The sequence below is a fragment of the Actinosynnema sp. NPDC059335 genome (assembly GCF_042752395.1).
Classification (GTDB): domain Bacteria; phylum Actinomycetota; class Actinomycetes; order Mycobacteriales; family Pseudonocardiaceae; genus Actinosynnema.
In genome coordinates, this window is record NZ_JBHYXZ010000077.1 from 8,274 (window position 1) to 24,511 (window position 16,238).

The window sequence follows — 16,238 nt, forward strand, 5'->3', positions numbered from 1 at the left end:
CAGCCTCTCCTCGTCCTTTCCCAACACCCTCCCCCCCTTGCTCTACTAGCCTTCGCTCGACGCCCCCTGGGGGCTCCCCCCGCTCCCCCGCTCCCCCCCCCCCCACCACACCACCCCACCTAGCCGAGGAAGCCGATGGACGTCCTGCTCGACAACCTCGACCTGTACGGGCCCGGGTTCCTCAACACCGTCGAGCTGTTCCTGATCTCCGCGGTCGGGTCGCTGGTGTTGGGGACGATCCTGGCGATGCTGCGGGTCGCGCCGGTCCCCGTGATGCGCGCCATGGGCGCGGCCTACGTCACGATCCTCCGCAACACCCCGCTCACGCTGGTGTTCTTCTTCTTCGCCTTCGCGTTCCCGCTGCTCAAGATCGTGGACGCGGACACCTTCGGCGGATCGGCGGCCAGTTACTACTTCAACGCCGCCCTCGCCGCGCTGATCCTCTACACGGCCGCGTTCGTGTGCGAGGTGGTGCGGTCGGGCATCAACACGGTGCCGGTGGGGCAGGCGGAGGCGTCCCGCGCGCTGGGGCTCACGTTCGGCCAGATGCTGGGGTCCGTGGTGCTGCCGCAGGCCACCCGCGCCGTCGTGCCGCCGATGATGAGCACGATGATCGCGCTGCTGAAGAACACCACCATCGCGGCGGGCTTCTCGGTGTTCCAGGCGGGCTCCATCAGCCTCAACCTGTCCGAGCGCGGTGAGAACCAGCTGGTCGGCCTGCTCTGGGTCGCGGCGTTCTTCGTGGTGCTCGTCATCCCCATGACCCTGCTGCAGCGCAGCCTCGAGAAGCGGTGGAGCATCGCCCGATGAGCTCGGTCCTGTTCGACGTCCCCGGGCCCCGGGCCCGGCTGCGCCACCGCCTCTACGCGATCCTCGGCATCGTCGTGCTGGTCGCCGTGATCGGCTTCGTGCTCTACCGGTTCGCGGAGAGCGGGCAGTTCGACGGCGCGAAGTGGTCGTGGATCCAGTACGAGAAGGTGCAGCTCGACCTGATCGACGCGCTGGTCAACACGCTCAAGGCGTTCGCCGCGGGCGCGGTGCTCGCGCTGCTGTTCGGCGCGGTGTTCGCGGCCGGCCAGCTCTCCGACCACAAGGTCATCCGCGTGCCGTCGATGGTGGTCGTCGAGCTGTTCCGCGCGGTGCCGCTGGTCGTGCTGATCTTCGTGTTCCACTACGGCCTGTCGCTGGGCGCGCCGTTCTACTCGGTGGTGCTCGGCCTGACCCTCTACAACGGCTCGGTGCTGGCCGAGGTGTTCCGCGCCGGCGTGCTGTCCCTGCCGCGCGGGCAGAGCGAGGCCGCCTACGCGGTGGGCATGCGCAAGACCCAGGTGATGGTGCACGTGCTGCTGCCGCAGGCGGTGCGGGCGATGCTGCCGGCGATCATCAGCCAGCTGGTCGTGCTGCTCAAGGACACCGCCCTCGGCTTCCTGATCACCTACAACGAGCTGCTGTACTACGCCCGCTACCTGGGCAGCATCTTCGAGTTCGGCCGGCCGCTGGTGCCCGTCACGATCGTGGTGGCCGCGATGTACATCGTGATGTGCCTGCTGCTGACGTGGCTGGCGACGTACCTGGAGAAGCGCAACCGGCGCGACAAGAAGGTCGTCGCGCTGGACAAGAAGCCGGCCGAGGACGTCGTCGCGGCGGCCGTCTGACCGCGCACGGGATCGACTGGAGGGGGAGTGCCGGACGGCACTCCCCCTCGTCGTCCGTCGTGCTCCCGCTAGTACCGCAGCAGCGCGCCGACGCCCTCGCGCAGACCGGCCACCTCGGTGACCACCACCTGCGCGCCGGTCGCGGCGGCAGCGGTGCCCAGGGCCTCGTCGGCCCGGTGCTCGCCGACGTGCTCGACCCCGAGGCCGCGCAGCTCCTGCTCGCGCAGCGCCAGCTGCGCCGGGTCGTCGCCGGACCACACGGTGCGGTCGCCCAGCGCCGGGTCCGTCACCAGCAGCGCGGCCACCTTCGCCTCGCGCAGCGCGGCCACCACCGGGGCCAGGCCCTGCACCGCGCGGCCGTCCGGGCGGCCCGCCTCGGCGGTGAACTCCTCCACCACGTCGTTGTCCAGGTCGAACTGGTACTGGGCCACCAGCGACTGCACGGCGTGGTCGAACGCGGCGTCGTCCGCGCCCTCGGCCAGCGTCGCGCCCTCGACCTCGACCAGCACGTCGCGGCACCGCGGGCTGAGCTGCTCGCGCACCTCGGCCCGGGCCTGCACCTCGCCGCCGAGCACCAGCAGCCGGGCGTCCAGGCCCGTGACCAGCCGGTCCACCTCCTCGGCGACCAGCGCCGCGTTGCGCTTGGCGTTCTCCTCGACCGCGTTCTGCATCCGCCGGTGCGACCACCCGCCGCCGCGGACCTTGTGCAGCGGGTGCTCCTCGCCCCGGACCTCGTCGTGCACCTCGCCGGTGCGCTCACCCCGCCCGTCGTACCCGTGCAGGTCCGCGCCCGCCCGGTCGACCAGCACGACCACGTGCGGCACGGCCGGTTCCATCCAGGTGGCCAGCGGCAGCACGTGCGGCAGGTCCGACCAGCGGGCGGTCTCGACGGCCGGCGGGCGGGGCAGCACGCGGTCCAGCAGCAGCGTGCCGTGCGCCGCGATCAGCGCCCGGCCCGACTTGCCGGGCACCGGCGTCAGCACCGCCTCCTGCAGCGCGTCGAGCGTCGCGTCGTCCGCGCCCTGTCGCGCCAGGTCCTCGCGCACCCCGCGCCAGCGCAGCTCCATGGCCTTGGCCGCGTCCTCGGTGTCGTGCGAGGCGTCCAGGTAGACCGACGCGAACGGGCCGCGTTGCCTGACCAGCTCTCCCAACGAAGACATGTCCATTGGCCTCGGCTACCCGATCGCGCGCCGCGTAACCTCGTGGGCATGGTGGACGAACCGGGCGCGATCGCCAAGGCGCAGCAGAACGCCGTCGACCACCTGCTGAGGGTCGGCATCGACGGTTTCGGGCCGTTCAAGGGGGCCCGGCAGATGGCCGTGGAGGCGCTGGAGAAGGGGCTGACGCCGGAGGAGGCGGTCCGGCACCTGATCCGGACGCACGTGGCGGCGGCGGGCGTGCAGGGGTTCGCCACGAACGTGGGCGGCCTGATCACGCTGCCGATCACGCTGCCCGCCAACCTGACCGCGTCCTACCTGGTGCAGACGCACCTGATCGCCTCCATCGCCGCGGTGCACGGGCACGACCTGCGCAGCGACGAGGTGCAGACGGCGATCCTGGTGTGCCTGCTCGGCAACGCGGGGACGGAGCTGCTGAAGAAGGCGGGCATCCGGGTGGGCTCGCGGCTGACCATGAACCTGATCGAGCGCATCCCCGCGCAGCTCATCCGCGAGATCAACAAGCGGGTCGGGTTCACCCTGCTGGCCAAGTACGGCACCACCCGGGCGACCGTCACGCTGGCCAAGGGCGTGCCGCTGGTCGGCGGCGTGATCGGCGGCACGTTCGACGCCGTCACGACCCGCGCGGTGGGGGCCTTCGCGTCCCGCTTCTTCGCCGACCACGACCAGCCGCCGGCCGTGGTGGACGGCACCGTGATCGACGGCGAGGTCGTGGACGTCCGCGAGTGAGTGGCTCCACCGCCTTTGACCAGGAGTTTTACGCACCGTTCCGCCCGCCGCGCGGGGGCGGAGCGGTCGGGTTCGATAAATCGGTTGGCGCCGCCGTCCGCCCGCGCTAGGGTTCGGCTCATGTTCTTCCAGATCTACCTCTGAGGACTCTTCCTCCACCGCGCCGCACCGGGCTCGTAGCCGTGCCGCGCGCTTCTCCTGGTGGCCTTAGCGGCTCTTCACGACCCTGTCGACGCACGGGTCGAAGCCTTTTTGCACGCCTCGAACACCGAGGAGGCGATCGCATGCCCACCATGCGCAACGAACCGCCACACGACGGTCAGCCGACCAACCGCGCCGCCCGCCGCGGCGCCCGCTCGTCCGGCGCGGTGCAGCCGCGCTTCGGCGGCGGCCCGGCTGTCGTCAACCCGCGCCGGTATGCCATGCGGCGTCGCTGACCGGCGACCCGCACCACCCTCAGGAGGTAGACATGACCACTCAGGACGTCCCGCCCGTCGAGGACGGCGAACCCGACCGGCCGGAGGCCACCGAGGTCCCGCTCAACCGCGCGGCCCGGCGCGGTCACGCCAATAAGAACGCCGGCGTGCAGAAGGTCCCGGGCCGCCCGCACCAGAACGCGTTCGTCGGACGGCGCGTGTTCCGGCGGATGAGCGGCGGCTGATCGGCTGAACAGGGCGGTCCTCCGGGCGCGCGATCTATCGGTCGCGTGCCCGGAGAACTAGCCTGAACTGGGTAGCACCGGGTCCGGCGGAGATCGGGAGGCGCCCATGAGGATCGCTGACGTCCTGCGGAACAAGGGTTCGGACGTGGCCACGGTCGCGTCGGCGGCATCGGTGGCGGACCTCGTCGCCGCGCTCGCCGAGCACAACGTCGGGGCGATGGTCGTGCTCGGTCCCGAGGGCGGTATCGCCGGGATCGTGTCGGAGCGCGACGTCGTGCGCCGGCTGCACGACCGGGGCGGCGACCTGCTGGGCGCCCCGGTGTCGGAGATCATGACCAGCGAGGTGTTCACCTGCGCGCCGCACGACCCGGTCGACAGCCTCACCGTGCTGATGACCGAGCGGCGCATCCGGCACGTGCCCGTGGTCGACCACGGGCGGCTCGTCGGCATCGTCAGCATCGGCGACGTGGTCAAGAGCCGGATCAGCCAGCTGCAGGAGGACCAGCAGCAGTTGACGGCCTACATCGCGCAGGGGTGACCGCCGGCCGCGCGGGCGTCCCCGGGGTGTCCGCGCGGACCCGTCAGCCGACCCGGCCGCGCCGGTAGTGCCTGCTCACCCTGGCCCGGTTGCCGCACGACGGCTTGCACCACTCCTGCCTCGGGTGGGCTTTGACGAAGTACCGGATGCACCGCGGCGCCGGGCAGGCGCGCAACTGCGCCCGCGCGCCACTGGCCAGGAACTCGATCGCGGCGGTCGCCAGCGTCGCCAGCAGCCGGTCGCCGTCGTCGGCGGAGTCCAGGTGGCGCAGCCGCGGCTCGTCGTCCCACTCCAACCGCGCCGCCCGCGGCACCCGCGCGGCGGCCGCGTTCACGATCTCCAGCGCGCGTTCGAAGTCCATCAGGTGCGGCGAGTCCATGCGTTCGACCGCGTGCGAGGCCCGCGCGAACAGCGACCGCACCGCCCACCGCAGCTCCACCACGCGCAGGCGCAGGTCCTCGTCCGCCTCGACGCCCGACCACGCCGTGACGCCCTCCGGGGTGGCCAGGTCGTCCGTGAGCCCGCCGTGCCCGTCGTGCCGGACCGTGCTCGCGAACTCGAGTGCCAGTGCCACCCGGCCCAGTCTAGTGATAGGTTCCCTAACGGACTCAGGCCAACAAACCATTAGGGGGAGTCGTGACGATCCAGGACCGCGCGCTGGAGGCCCACCGCGAGCTGGCCGCCGTGATCGAGGACCTCACGGACGAGCAGGTGGCGCAGCCCTCGGTGCTGCCCGGCTGGACGCGCGGCCACGTGCTGGCCCACCTGGCGGGCGTCACCGCGGGCCTGGCCGGGCAGGCGGAGAACGAGGGCAGGAACGTCGAGGTCTACCCCGGCGGGCGGCCCGCCCGGGACGCCGCGATCGAGGCGAACGCCGGGCGCACCGCCGCGGAGCACCGCGCCGCGATCGCCGAGGCCGCCGCCCGGCTCGCGAAGGCGTGGGCCGGCGTCCGGGACTGGGACTCCCCGGTCTTCTACCGCGACGGCACGCTCACCGACACGGCGTACGCGGTGTGGCGCGAGGTCGTCATCCACACCCGTGACCTGGACCTCGGACCGGTCACCTGGACGCCCGAGTTCTGCGACCACGCGGTCGGGTACCTGGCCGAGCGGGTGCCCGAGGGCATCCGGCTCACGCTCCGGGCGCCGGACCGGCGGTGGACGGTCGGCGAGGGCGAGGACGTCACCCTGACCGGCTCCGCCACCGACCTGGTCGCGTGGCTGGCGGGCCGCGAGCCGGACGGGCCGGTCACCGGCGAGCGGCCCGAGCTCAAGCCGTGGCCGTAGACCGCACGGGCAGCTCCAGCCCGAACTCCTCGCGGAGCACCCGATCCCGCTCCCGGGGGGTCAGGCCGCGCTTGGCCACGGCGCCGTCCGGGCGGGTCTCGGTCAGCTCCAGGTCGGTGAGGTTGTGGCGGGCGTGGTCGTCGGTGCGCTGCACCAGCAGCCTGCCGACGAACGGCGACGCCGGGTGGTTGGCCAGGTAGTAGCTGACGATCTCGTAGTCGGCGCGCGTGCGGGCGTCCTCGGTGAAGTCGTACAGCGGCAGCCAGCCGCCGTTCTGGAACGACCGGAGCGTCCACACGCCGTCGGCGTGGTCCAGCCGCAGCGTCCAGTCGCCCTGGCGCTCGGACGCGCCGTCGACCAGGGGCAGCGGCTCCAGCAGCCCGCCGCCGCCGAAGCCGACGTCGACCAGCCAGCGCCGGTCCACGCGCAGCACGGCGTGCGTGCGGGGGAGGTCGCCGGTGCGGCCGAGCAGGACGCGCGCGGCGAGCCCCGTCACCTCGTGACCGAGCCGTTCGAGCACGGCGGCGAACAGCAGGTTCTGCTCGAAGCACCACCCGCCGCGCCGCCGGGCCACGAGCTTGTCCTGCAACGACGGCACGTCCAGCGCGATCGGCACGCCGTCGCGCACGTCGGCGTTCTCGAAGCAGATGGCGGCCAGGTGGGCGCGGTGCAGGCCGCGCAGCGTGGTCGCCGGGTCGGCGGCGGGGTCGGGGGTGAAGGAGACGCGGTCGAGGTAGGCGTCCAGGTCGAGGAGTTCACCATTCCACACCAGGACAGCATGTCAGCCCGGCCGGCGCGTAGATTCGGGAGAATGCTGCACGAGCTGGCGGAAGCCACCCGGGGCTTCCTCGACCTGCTGGACGACGCGCAGCGCGCGGCCGCCCTGCGGAGCATGGCGGACGACGACCTGCGCACCCGATGGGCGTACACACCGGGTCCGCGACCGGGCGCGTGCTACGGCGACCTCACGCGTGACCAGCGCAAAGCCGTGCAACGGTTGCTGTCGTGCGTGCTCAGCCCGCACGCCTACGCGCAGGTCACCGCGATCATGGCGTTGGAGGACGTGCTGGACGACCGCGAGGGCGGAACCCGCGACCGGCACCAGGGCGACTTCTGGACCGTGCTGCTGGGCGAGCCGGGCGACGAGCCGTGGGGGTGGCGGATCGAGGGCCACCACCTGTCGGTGAACGTCGTGGTGGCCGAGGGTCGCGTGTCGGCCACGCCGCTGTTCCTCGGCGCGCACCCGGCCCGCGTCACCTACCGGGGCCGCACGGTGTCGCAGCCGTTGCGGCTGGAGGAGGAGCTGGCCCGCGAGCTGCTGGACCGGATGGGCCGGACGGCGCGCGGGTTGGCCGTGGTCGCCGACGCCCCGCCGGCGGACCTGAGGACCGGCAACGCGCGCCGGGTCGGCGAGCCGGACCCCGTCGGGGTGACGCCCGCGCAGCTCGACCGGTCGTCCCGGGGGCTGCTGGTCGGGCTGGTGCGCTACTACCTCGACCGGCTGACCGGCGACCTGGCCGACGAGGAGTTCGACGCGCTGGACCTCGACCGGCTGCACTTCGCGTGGGAGGGCTCGGACAAGCGCGGCGCGGGGCACTACTACCGCATCCAGGGCCCGGAGCTGCTGATCGAGTACGACAACACGGACAACGACGCCAACCACGCGCACACGGTGTGGCGGCGGCGCTCCGGGGACTTCGGCGAGGACCTGCTGGCGGCCCACCGGGCGGCGGTGAGCCACGGGTGACGCCCGAGGAGGCCATCGCGGAGCAGGAGCGGCTGCGCCCGCTGGTGTCCACGCGCACGGACCCCGGGCTGGTGGTGCGGCACGTCGCCGGGCTCGACGTGTCCTACGCGGACGACGACCGGCTCGCGGCGGCGGTCGTGGTGCTGGAGGCGGAGACGTTGCGGACGGTCGACTCGGCCGTGGTGACGGGTCGGGCGGAGTTCCCGTACGTGCCCGGGCTGTTCGCGTTCCGCGAGCTGCCGCCGCTGCTGGAGGCGGTGGAGCGGCTCACCGTGACGCCGGACCTGCTGGTGTGCGACGGGCAGGGGTTGGCGCACCCGCGCCGGTTCGGGCTGGCCTGCCACCTCGGCGTGGTGACGGACCTGCCGAGCCTCGGCGTGGCCAAGACGCCCATGGGGCCGTACGCCATGCCGGACGACGCGCGGGGCGCGCACACCGACCTCGTGGACGACGGCGAGGTCGTGGGGCGTGCGCTGCGGACGCGGGAGGGCGTGAAGCCGGTGTTCGTGTCCGTGGGGCACCGCATCGACCTCGACCGGGCGTGCGCCGAGGTGCTGCGGCTGTGCGTGACGCGGCTGCCGGAGACGACCCGGCGCTCCGACGCGCTGGGCCGGGCTCAGCTCAGGTAGGCCAGCTCCGGGTGCCGCCGGACGTAGGTGTCCAGCAGGCTCCGGGCCGTGGCCACCGAGTCGACCAGCGGGTGCAGCGCGAACGCCTTGAGGGCGGCCGCGCGCGTGCCCTCCATGACGAGCCGGTCCACGGCCTTGACCGACGTGACGAGACCCGCCGCGTGGTCGGGCAGCGGGCTCACCGGCAGCGGGCGCGCTCCCGCCGCGTCCACCTCGCACGGCACCTCGACGACCGCCGTGTCGTCCAGGGTCGACAGTGTGGAGCCGTTGGGCACGTTGAGGATCAGCGTCGTCGTCCCGTTGTCCGCGATGGCGCGCATGAGCGCCATGGCGACGTGCTCGTACCCGCCGCCTTCGAGGGTGTCGCGCTCGCGTTCCTGGGCCATGTAGGTGGCCTCGCGCTCCAGCCGCGTGGTCTCCCAGTCCACTTCGCCGTCGTAGAACCGCCGTTGTTGGTCGAGCAGGAACGCACCGCGGTTGTCACCGAGCGCTTCACGGGTCGAGTAGTAGTAGTGCAGGTACTCGTTCGGGATGACGCCGAGCGCGCGCAGCCACTCCGCGCCGAAGAGCCGCCCTTCCTCGAAGCCCTCCAGGGCCCGGTCGTCGGCCAGCAGGGTCGGCAGCAGGTTCTCCCCGCCCACGTGGACGCCCTGCAACCAGCCGAGGTGGTTGAGGCCCGCGTAGTCGAACGTCGGCTCGTCCGGGTCGAGGCCCAGCGCGCGGGCGGCGCGGCGGCACAGGCCCACCGGCGAGTCGCAGATGCCGATGACGCGGTCGCCCAGGTGGCGGGCCATGACCTCGGTGACGAGCCCGGCCGGGTTGGTGAAGTTCACGACCCACGCCCGCGGCGCGACCTCGGCGATCCGCCGTGCGAGCGCGTCGGCCACGGGCGCGGTGCGCAGGCCGTACGCGATGCCGCCCGCGCCGACGGTCTCCTGGCCCAGCACGCCGTGCGCGTGCGCCACCTCCTCGTCGATCGCGCGCCCGGCCAGGCCGCCCACCCGGATCGCGGAGAACACGAAGTCCGCGCCGCGCAGCGCCTCGTCCAGGTCGGTGGTGGCGGTGACCGGCGGGCCGCCGCGCAGCACCCGGCGGATCGCCTCCAGCCGGCGCGCGTCCACGTCGTGCAGCACGAGTTCGGTGATGTGCTCGTCCAGCGCCTTGTGCACGAGCGGCACGCGGAAGCCGCCGCCGCCCAGGATGACCAGCCTCATGCGTGCCATCCTGCCCGGGCCGGCAAGATCACGAAGGCCGCCGTGCGCCGGTGCGGCTCGCGGTGGGCGTGGGCGATGAGGGTGCGGCGGGTCCGGGCGCAGGACCGCGCCGTGATGGTGGCGGGCACCGGCGCGGGGCCGAGCCAGGACGCGGTCGGCACGGGCGCGGCGGAGGGCTGCCCGGTGCGCCCGGCCGGAGGCCCCGCGCCGCGCGGCCGGCGTCGGCGGAGGGCATCGCCGCGTTCGACCTCGGCGGCGCGGCGGGAGCGCGGCCGGGCGGCGCGCCGCCCACGTGCACAGGTCTCCGCCGCTGGTCAAGGGGCCGATCGTCGGGTCTTGATCTCTGTCCACAGTGGACTTGGACCGCCCTTGACAGGGGTGGTGGCGCGGGGGATGGTCAGCGCCAAACCTGTCCTACACATGATGGGGGTTCGGTCGTGAAGGGTGCACGGAGAGCCGCGGTGCTCGCCGCTCTGGTGACGCTGCCGCTGGGGGTGACCCCGGCGGTGGCCGGCGCCGCGGCGGAGGGGCCCGTGTTCGTCGGCGGCGAGGCGCAACCCGTCTTCGACCCGAAGGACGTGGTGCGCGAGAGCCTGTGGGTGCGCGCCCCGGTCGACAGCGACCGGGACGGGCGCGACGACGAGGTCTACACCGAGGTCGTGCGCCAGAAGGCCACCGACCGCGGGTTGAAGGTCCCGGTGGTGTTCTTCAACAGCCCGTACTTCTCCGGCGGCAACGACGTGGCCAACCACGACGTCGACGTGGAGCTGTACGTGCCGAACCGCCGCGGCGGGTACGACAAGCGCGACGGGTCGCTGCTCAAGGCCGAGGCGGACGAGCGGATCGCGGCGGCCGTGGGGCCCAACCCGGGCCCGATCCGGTCCGGCCGCTACGAGGACTACTTCCTCGCCCGCGGCTTCGCCATGGTGTACGCCGAGTCGCTGGGCACCGGCCAGTCGACCGGCTGCCCCACCTCGGGCGGGCGCAACGAGACCATCGGCTCGAAGTCCGTGGTCGACTGGCTCAACGGCCGCGCGACCGCGCGCGACGCCGCGGGCGCGCCGGTCGTGGCGGGCTGGACCACCGGCAAGGTCGCCATGATGGGCGTGTCGTACAACGGCACCCTGCCCAACGCCGTCGCCGCGACCGGCGTCGAGGGCCTGGAGGCGATCGTGCCCATCGCGGCGATCTCCAGCTGGTACGACTACTACCGGGCCGACGGCGCGGTGGTCGCGCCCGGCACGTTCCAGGGCGAGGACCTCGACGTGCTGGCGGAGTACGTCTACACGCGCGCGGACCGGGAGATCTGCAAGCCCGTGATCGCCGACGTGGCGGCCCGCCAGGACCGCGTCACCGGCGACTACAGCCCGTTCTGGGACGAGCGGAACTACGTCAAGGACGCGTCCAAGGTCCGGGCCGCGGTGCTCGCCGTGCACGGGCTGAGCGACTGGAACGTCAAGGTCAAGCACGTGGCGCAGTGGTACGAGGCGCTGCGGCGGCACGGCGTGGAGCACAAGATCTGGCTGCACCAGTCCGGGCACACCGACCCCGACACGCTGCGGTCGGCGGAGTGGCGGCGCACGGTCAACCGCTGGTTCAGCCACTACCTGTACGGCGTGGACAACGGCGTGGAGCGCGAGCCCAAGGCCACGATCCAGCGCGAGGACAAGACCACGTGGGTGGACGAGGCCGACTGGCCCGCTCCCGGCACGTCGACCGCGCGGGTCTACCCGTGGGCGGGCGGCTCGGAACGGGGCGCGCTGCGGTTCCAGCAGGTGCCCGGCACCGCGGTGGTGGAGTCGTTGCGCGACGACGCGACCAAGCTCGCCGAGGACCTGATCGACCTGCCCGGCTCCGGCAACCGCCTGTCGTACGCGACCCGGCCGACGTCCGAGCCGGTGCGGTTCTCCGGCACGGCGCGGGTCGACCTGGCGCTGTCGTTCGACCGGCCCGCGGCCAACGTGACCGCGTTGCTGGTGGACCGGGCCCCGGACGGCACGTCCCACGTGATCACGCGCGGGTGGACCGACCCGCAGAACCGGGTGTCGCCGTCGCGCACCAAGCCGATCGAGCCCGGCAAGCGGTACCGGGTCGAGGTCGAGCTGGAGCCGAACGACTACGTGGTCCCGGCTGGTCACCGCGTCGAGTTCGTGCTGATCTCTTCTGACCACGACTACACGTTGCGGCCGGCGCCGGGCACGGGCCTGTCGCTCGACCTCACCGCGACGGTGGTGGAGCTGCCCGTGGTCGGCGGGGTCGCCGCGTTGCGCCGATCGGTGGGTTAGAAAGTAATCCACGAAGCGTCTACTCGGAAAGTCTTCCACTGAACGGTGCGGGTGTGGTCGGATCTGCGCCACAGCCGTCAAGGAGGTGGCAGATGAGCCGAGTCCGGCGCGCGTTCGTCACGGCCCTGGTCACGCCGCTGGTCGGCCTCGCCCTCACGCAGGGCGAGGCCGCCGCGGCGCCCGCGTTCCAGATGCCGTTCCCGTGCGGCCAGGTGTGGGAGGGGCAGACCCGGACGGGGCACAGCCCCGCCAACGCGGTCGACCTCAACCGCGCCAACGACCTGGGCGACCCCGTCGTGGCGTCCGCGGCGGGGACCGTGACGCGGGTGGAGAACGAGGGCGGCACCAGCTACGGACGGTGGATCGAGATCGGTCACGGCGGCGGGTGGCGCACCCGGTACGCGCACCTGTCCGTGCAGCGGGTCAGCGTCGGGCAGGCGGTGTCGAAGGGGCAGCGCATCGGCGACGTCGGCTCGACCGGCGGGTCGACCGGGCCGCACCTGCACTTCGAGCAGCGGCTGGACGGCGTGGCGCAGAAGATCACGTTCAACGGCTCGCAGATTCTCTACTGGGGCACGCGCAGCTACACCAGCCGCAACTGCTGAGCGTTGCTCCGTTCGGGTTGGTTAGGGATTAATTCACCAACTCAAAACCTGGTAAGTCTTCCACTGAAGCGGCCGCGCGTGATCGGATGACCACCCGCAGTCGTCAAGGAGGTGGCAGATGAGCCGACGCGTGTTCGTCACGGCCCTGGTGGCGCCGCTGATCGGCCTCGTCCTCACGCAGGGCGAGGCCGCGGCGGCCCCCAACTTCCAGATGCCGTTCCCGTGCAACCAGGTGTGGGAGGGCCAGACCCGGACCAACCACAGCCCCGCGAACTCGGTCGACTTCAACCGCGCGAACGACGACGGCGACCCGGTGGTCGCGTCGGCGGCGGGCAGCGTCACGCGGGTCGCGAACGAGGGCAGCACGAGCTACGGCCGGTGGGTCGAGATCGACCACGGCGGTGGCTGGCGCACCCGGTACGCGCACCTGTCCGCGCAGAGCGTGTCCGTCGGCCAGTCCGTGCGGATCGGCCAGCGGATCGGCAACGTGGGCTCGACCGGCGGGTCGACCGGGCCGCACCTGCACTACGAGCAGCGGCTCAACGGCGTCGACCAGAAGATCAAGTTCAACGGCACGCAGATCTACTACTGGGGCACGCGCAGCTACACCAGCCGCAACTCGTGCGGCACGAGCGTGACCGGCACCGTGGGCACCGACAGCGGCGCGTCGGTCACCATCCGCTCGGGTCCGGGCACGCAGTACGCGGCCGTGGGGTCGGTCGCGAACGGCGCGACGGTGACGATCAGCTGCCAGACGCGGGGCGAGACCATCACCGGCAAGTACGGCACCACCAGCCTGTGGGACAAGATCGGGTCCGGGTACATCTCCGACGCCTACGTGTACACAGGTTCGGACGGCCAAGTGGCGCCGAGCTGCTGAGTTTTCCCAGGTGACGGGTCGCTGCGGCACGCGCCGCGGCGACCCGTTCCCGAGTTGTCCACAGATCCGCCCCGGCCGCCGGCCCTCACCGCCGCCGTCCGCCACAGTCGGACCCATGACCAACTCGCTCACCCGCCCCGGCCTGCGCGACCCGGGCGACCTGATCGCCGCCGTCCCCCACCTGCTCGGCTTCCACCCGGACGACTCGATCGTCGTGCTCCTGGTGCGGGGCCACGACGTGGCCGTGACCCTGCGCGTCGACCTGCCGCCGCCGGACGCGCCGACCCGGTCGTCCCGGAAGCTCCTCGCGCCGCTGGCCCGCTACGGCGGCGATGCCGCCGTGATCGTCGTGGTCGGCGGCGGGTCGGGCGACCCGCCCGAGGACCTGCCGCACGCCGGCCTGGTGGACGAGGTCTGCGCGTCCCTGGACGCCGTCGACGTGCCGCTCGTGCTGGCCGTGTGGACGCGCGCCACGGCCAAGGGGGAGCGCTGGTTCGACTACCGCGACGTGGGCGGCTCCGGCACGGTGCCGGACCCGTCGAGCACGGTGCTCGCCGCGTCGTCGGCCGCGGCCGGCCACGTCACCTACGCCAGCCGTGACGCGATGCGCGACCTGCTGACCCCGGACCCGCCGGAGGCCCTGGCCCGCCGGACCGCGCTGCTCAACCGCCTGGCCGCCGACCACCCGCCCCCGGAGGACGTCGTCCCGACCCGGCACCGCGACCTGGTGCACGCCGAGGTGGTGCGCGCGGCCGACCGGAAGCGCCTGCTGACCGACGAGGAGGTGGCCGACCTGGCCCACGCCCTGTCGCACCCGCTGACCCGCGACTCGGCGCTGGCCTACTGCGTCGGCGAACACGCCCGCGGCGCGGAGGTCCTGTGGACCGAACTGACCCGCGCGAGCCCGGTCCCGGAACGCGCCGAACCGGCCACCCTGCTCGCGTTCTCCGCCTACGCGCGGGGCCTGGGCAGCCTGGCCGCCGTGGCCCTGGACCGGGCCGAGGAAGCCAACCCGGGCCACCGCCTGGCGGACCTGCTCCGAACAGCCCTGACCACCGGCCTCCCACCAGAGCAGATCCGCGACCTGGCCGAACGCTCCGCCGCCACGGAGTGGACCGCCCCACCAACCACCGGCGACCCGTTCGGCTAAAGCGCCGCTGGCGCGCACCGAACCGCCCCCGGCTCCCGGGGCGACCGACTTCACCGGCTGCGGTTGCCGGGGCGTGCGGCCGTGCCGGTTGCCGGGTAAGCGGCTTCGCCGGTTGCTCGGGCGGGGCCGGCCTTGCCGGTTGCTCGGGCGGGGCGGGCCGTGCCGGTTGCTCGGGGCGTGCGGCTTCACCCGCTGCCGAGGCGTGCGGCTTCGCCGGCTGCTGAGGGGTACGGCCTTGCCAGCTGCCGGGGAGGCCCTGCCGGCTGTGAAGGTGAGTGGCTTCACCGGTTGCTCGGGGCGTGCGGCCTGGCCGGCTGCTGAGGCGTGCGGCCTTGCCGGCTGCTGGGTGAGTGGCTTCGCCGGCTGCCGGGGCGAGCGGCCTCGCCCGGCACCGGTCCGGCCGTCGGTCACGGGACTGTCCGTGGTGGCCGACCCAGCTCGTGCTCGGCATCCACCCGACCGGCCGGCTCGGTCCGAGCCTGAACGGTGCCGGGTGCGTGTCGGTGCCCCGTGGCGGGACGTCCCTCCCGACCACGGGCCTTGGCAGACCGTCTACGGGTCGGCAGCGGACCGGTGTCTGGGTGCGGATCTCGACCGCGTTGCAGGCCCGGGCCGACGCCGCCGGGTCGATCGTGTGGGCTACCTCGCCAGCCACGACGCCGACCGCGCCCGCGCGGTGGAACGAGCCTGGCTCGACCCGGCCACGGCCGGGGTGCTGTGCGCGCGCGGCGGCTACGGCAGGCGGGTGCGCGTAAAACGGGATCTGCAGGTCGAGCCGCCCGACACCGACGCGGGCGGGGCGGAGCCCGACGACCACGGGCTGGGCCGCTCGCGGGGCGGGTGGACCAGCAAGCTGCACCTGGCCTGTGAGCAGGGACGACGGCCGTTGTCGTTGCTGGTCGCCGCCGGACAGCGCGGTGACAGCCCGCAGTTCGTGCCGGTGATCGAGGGGATCTCGGTGCCGCGCGTCGGGCCCGGCCGGGCCCGGACACGACCGGACCGGGTCCTGGCGGACAAGGCCAACCGCGCCTGCCTGCGCCGACGCGGGATCAAGGCGACCATCGACCAACCCCGTGACCAGGCCGCCCACCGCAAGGCCAAAGGCTCCGCCGGCGGGCGGCCACGCACGATCGACAGGGAGATCTACAAGCAGCGCCATGCCGTCGAGTGCGGCATCAACCTGCTCGAGCAGCACCGCGCGGTGGCCACCCGGTACGACAAACTCGCCGTCCGCTACCAGGCCACCATCGACATCTGGCTACGCCACATCTGAAACACGCGCTAGCAGGCTGCCGGGCGAGCGGCCTCGCCCGGCACCGGTCCGGCCGCCGGTCACGGGCCTGTCCGTGATGGCCGACCCAGCTCGTGCTCGACATCCACCCCACCGGCCGGCTCGGTCCGGGGCCTGAACGGCGCCGGGTCACTGCCCGGTGCCGCCGACCCCCCTGGCAGGCGCTCACAGCGCACCTGCCACGGCACACGAACGCACCACTTGGAGGTGATGCCCCTGGCCAGCAACCCGCTGTCACCAACCCGCTGTCACCAACCCGCTGTCACCAACCCGCTGTCACCAACCCGCTGTCACCAACCCGCTGTCACCAACCCGCTGCCGACGACCCGAGACGCGACCGGGGCGGTCGCCGGCGCAGCCGGGCACACCCGGGGGGGCCGGGGGCCGGT

At 73.2% G+C, this 16,238-nt stretch carries 18 protein-coding genes; 14 read left to right on the plus strand and 4 right to left on the minus strand.

The annotated features are described in order from the left end of the window. Window positions 1–135 precede the first annotated feature (135 nt). A complete protein-coding gene (locus ACFXGA_RS23300) occupies window positions 136–810 on the plus strand; it encodes an amino acid ABC transporter permease (protein ID WP_378090974.1) in 675 nt (224 codons plus the stop codon). Continuing rightward, complete coding sequence (locus tag ACFXGA_RS23305; RefSeq protein ID WP_378090976.1) at window positions 807–1,655, plus strand: ABC transporter permease subunit; 849 nt, start codon at window positions 807–809, stop codon at window positions 1,653–1,655. Before ACFXGA_RS23300 ends, ACFXGA_RS23305 begins: the two co-directional genes overlap by 4 nt. Window positions 1,656–1,723: 68 nt before the next feature. Here ACFXGA_RS23305 and ACFXGA_RS23310 read toward each other — a convergent pair whose 3' ends face one another. Beyond that, entirely contained in the window at window positions 1,724–2,815 is a 1,092-nt protein-coding gene (locus tag ACFXGA_RS23310; RefSeq protein WP_378090978.1) for a Vms1/Ankzf1 family peptidyl-tRNA hydrolase, read from the minus strand. Window positions 2,816–2,863: 48 nt separating this feature from the next. Between ACFXGA_RS23310 and ACFXGA_RS23315 the strand changes: the two genes are divergently transcribed. From ACFXGA_RS23315 to ACFXGA_RS23330, 4 genes are all read left to right on the plus strand, one after another. Next, window positions 2,864–3,562, plus strand: a complete 699-nt coding sequence (locus ACFXGA_RS23315) for an EcsC family protein (RefSeq protein ID WP_378090980.1) — start codon at window positions 2,864–2,866, stop codon at window positions 3,560–3,562. A 284-nt stretch (window positions 3,563–3,846) separates the two neighbouring features. After that, entirely contained in the window at window positions 3,847–3,999 is a 153-nt protein-coding gene (locus ACFXGA_RS23320; protein ID WP_378090982.1) for a hypothetical protein, read from the plus strand. 32 nt (window positions 4,000–4,031) lie between these two features. Further along, a complete protein-coding gene (locus tag ACFXGA_RS23325) occupies window positions 4,032–4,223 on the plus strand; it encodes a hypothetical protein (protein ID WP_378090984.1) in 192 nt (63 codons plus the stop codon). A 106-nt stretch (window positions 4,224–4,329) separates the two neighbouring features. Next, complete coding sequence (locus ACFXGA_RS23330; protein ID WP_378090986.1) at window positions 4,330–4,761, plus strand: CBS domain-containing protein; 432 nt, start codon at window positions 4,330–4,332, stop codon at window positions 4,759–4,761. 43 nt (window positions 4,762–4,804) lie between these two features. Here ACFXGA_RS23330 and ACFXGA_RS23335 read toward each other — a convergent pair whose 3' ends face one another. Further along, entirely contained in the window at window positions 4,805–5,335 is a 531-nt protein-coding gene (locus ACFXGA_RS23335; RefSeq protein WP_378090988.1) for a CGNR zinc finger domain-containing protein, read from the minus strand. A 62-nt stretch (window positions 5,336–5,397) separates the two neighbouring features. Here ACFXGA_RS23335 and ACFXGA_RS23340 point away from each other — a divergent pair, with 62 nt between their 5' ends. After that, a complete protein-coding gene (locus tag ACFXGA_RS23340) occupies window positions 5,398–6,048 on the plus strand; it encodes a maleylpyruvate isomerase family mycothiol-dependent enzyme (RefSeq protein WP_378090990.1) in 651 nt (216 codons plus the stop codon). Here the strand turns inward: ACFXGA_RS23340 and ACFXGA_RS23345 are convergent. Next, the gene (locus ACFXGA_RS23345; RefSeq protein ID WP_378090992.1) at window positions 6,032–6,817 is read right to left on the minus strand and encodes an arylamine N-acetyltransferase; all 786 of its coding nucleotides are present in this window, start codon (window positions 6,815–6,817) and stop codon (window positions 6,032–6,034) included. The two genes, ACFXGA_RS23340 and ACFXGA_RS23345, sit on opposite strands and share 17 nt — an antisense overlap. A 42-nt stretch (window positions 6,818–6,859) precedes the next feature. On the opposite strand from ACFXGA_RS23345, the gene ACFXGA_RS23350 reads away from it, so the two are divergent. Together ACFXGA_RS23350 and ACFXGA_RS23355 are read left to right on the plus strand one after the other, a co-directional pair. Then, entirely contained in the window at window positions 6,860–7,795 is a 936-nt protein-coding gene (locus ACFXGA_RS23350; protein WP_378090994.1) for a DUF3500 domain-containing protein, read from the plus strand. Beyond that, complete coding sequence (locus ACFXGA_RS23355; RefSeq protein ID WP_378090996.1) at window positions 7,792–8,424, plus strand: endonuclease V; 633 nt, start codon at window positions 7,792–7,794, stop codon at window positions 8,422–8,424. The genes ACFXGA_RS23350 and ACFXGA_RS23355 overlap by 4 nt, the downstream gene beginning before the upstream one ends. Here the strand turns inward: ACFXGA_RS23355 and ACFXGA_RS23360 are convergent. Beyond that, complete coding sequence (locus tag ACFXGA_RS23360; protein WP_378090999.1) at window positions 8,412–9,638, minus strand: 6-phospho-beta-glucosidase; 1,227 nt, start codon at window positions 9,636–9,638, stop codon at window positions 8,412–8,414. The genes ACFXGA_RS23355 and ACFXGA_RS23360 overlap by 13 nt on opposite strands. Before the next feature lie 437 nt (window positions 9,639–10,075). Between ACFXGA_RS23360 and ACFXGA_RS23365 the strand changes: the two genes are divergently transcribed. The 5 genes from ACFXGA_RS23365 (at window position 10,076) to ACFXGA_RS23385 (ending at window position 15,831) form a co-directional block, all read left to right on the plus strand. Further along, complete coding sequence (locus ACFXGA_RS23365) at window positions 10,076–11,923, plus strand: Xaa-Pro dipeptidyl-peptidase (RefSeq protein ID WP_378091001.1); 1,848 nt, start codon at window positions 10,076–10,078, stop codon at window positions 11,921–11,923. Window positions 11,924–12,015: 92 nt separating this feature from the next. Further along, entirely contained in the window at window positions 12,016–12,528 is a 513-nt protein-coding gene (locus tag ACFXGA_RS23370) for a M23 family metallopeptidase (RefSeq protein ID WP_378091003.1), read from the plus strand. Between the two features lie 118 nt (window positions 12,529–12,646). Beyond that, window positions 12,647–13,408, plus strand: coding sequence for a peptidoglycan DD-metalloendopeptidase family protein (locus ACFXGA_RS23375; RefSeq protein ID WP_378091005.1), 762 nt, complete (start codon window positions 12,647–12,649; stop codon window positions 13,406–13,408). Window positions 13,409–13,523: 115 nt separating this feature from the next. Beyond that, complete coding sequence (locus ACFXGA_RS23380; RefSeq protein WP_378091007.1) at window positions 13,524–14,558, plus strand: DUF4192 domain-containing protein; 1,035 nt, start codon at window positions 13,524–13,526, stop codon at window positions 14,556–14,558. A gap of 634 nt (window positions 14,559–15,192) precedes the next feature. Beyond that, window positions 15,193–15,831, plus strand: coding sequence for an LD-carboxypeptidase (locus ACFXGA_RS23385; protein ID WP_378091009.1), 639 nt, complete (start codon window positions 15,193–15,195; stop codon window positions 15,829–15,831). The last annotated feature ends 407 nt before the right edge of the window (window positions 15,832–16,238 follow it).

Excerpts from the sequence above, each read along its gene's own strand:
- ACFXGA_RS23305 (WP_378090976.1), top strand. The coding sequence starts at position 807 with ATGAGCTCGGTCCTGTTCGACGTCCCCGGGCCCCGGGCCCGGCTGCGC.
- ACFXGA_RS23325 (WP_378090984.1), top strand. The coding sequence starts at position 4,032 with ATGACCACTCAGGACGTCCCGCCCGTCGAGGACGGCGAACCCGACCGG.
- ACFXGA_RS23300 (WP_378090974.1), top strand. The coding sequence starts at position 136 with ATGGACGTCCTGCTCGACAACCTCGACCTGTACGGGCCCGGGTTCCTC.
- ACFXGA_RS23330 (WP_378090986.1), top strand. The coding sequence starts at position 4,330 with ATGAGGATCGCTGACGTCCTGCGGAACAAGGGTTCGGACGTGGCCACG.
- ACFXGA_RS23370 (WP_378091003.1), top strand. The coding sequence starts at position 12,016 with ATGAGCCGAGTCCGGCGCGCGTTCGTCACGGCCCTGGTCACGCCGCTG.
- ACFXGA_RS23380 (WP_378091007.1), top strand. The coding sequence starts at position 13,524 with ATGACCAACTCGCTCACCCGCCCCGGCCTGCGCGACCCGGGCGACCTG.
- ACFXGA_RS23310 (WP_378090978.1), bottom strand. The coding sequence starts at position 2,815 with ATGTCTTCGTTGGGAGAGCTGGTCAGGCAACGCGGCCCGTTCGCGTCG.
- ACFXGA_RS23360 (WP_378090999.1), bottom strand. The coding sequence starts at position 9,638 with ATGAGGCTGGTCATCCTGGGCGGCGGCGGCTTCCGCGTGCCGCTCGTG.
- ACFXGA_RS23375 (WP_378091005.1), top strand. The coding sequence starts at position 12,647 with ATGAGCCGACGCGTGTTCGTCACGGCCCTGGTGGCGCCGCTGATCGGC.
- ACFXGA_RS23320 (WP_378090982.1), top strand. The coding sequence starts at position 3,847 with ATGCCCACCATGCGCAACGAACCGCCACACGACGGTCAGCCGACCAAC.
- ACFXGA_RS23350 (WP_378090994.1), top strand. The coding sequence starts at position 6,860 with ATGCTGCACGAGCTGGCGGAAGCCACCCGGGGCTTCCTCGACCTGCTG.
- ACFXGA_RS23315 (WP_378090980.1), top strand. The coding sequence starts at position 2,864 with ATGGTGGACGAACCGGGCGCGATCGCCAAGGCGCAGCAGAACGCCGTC.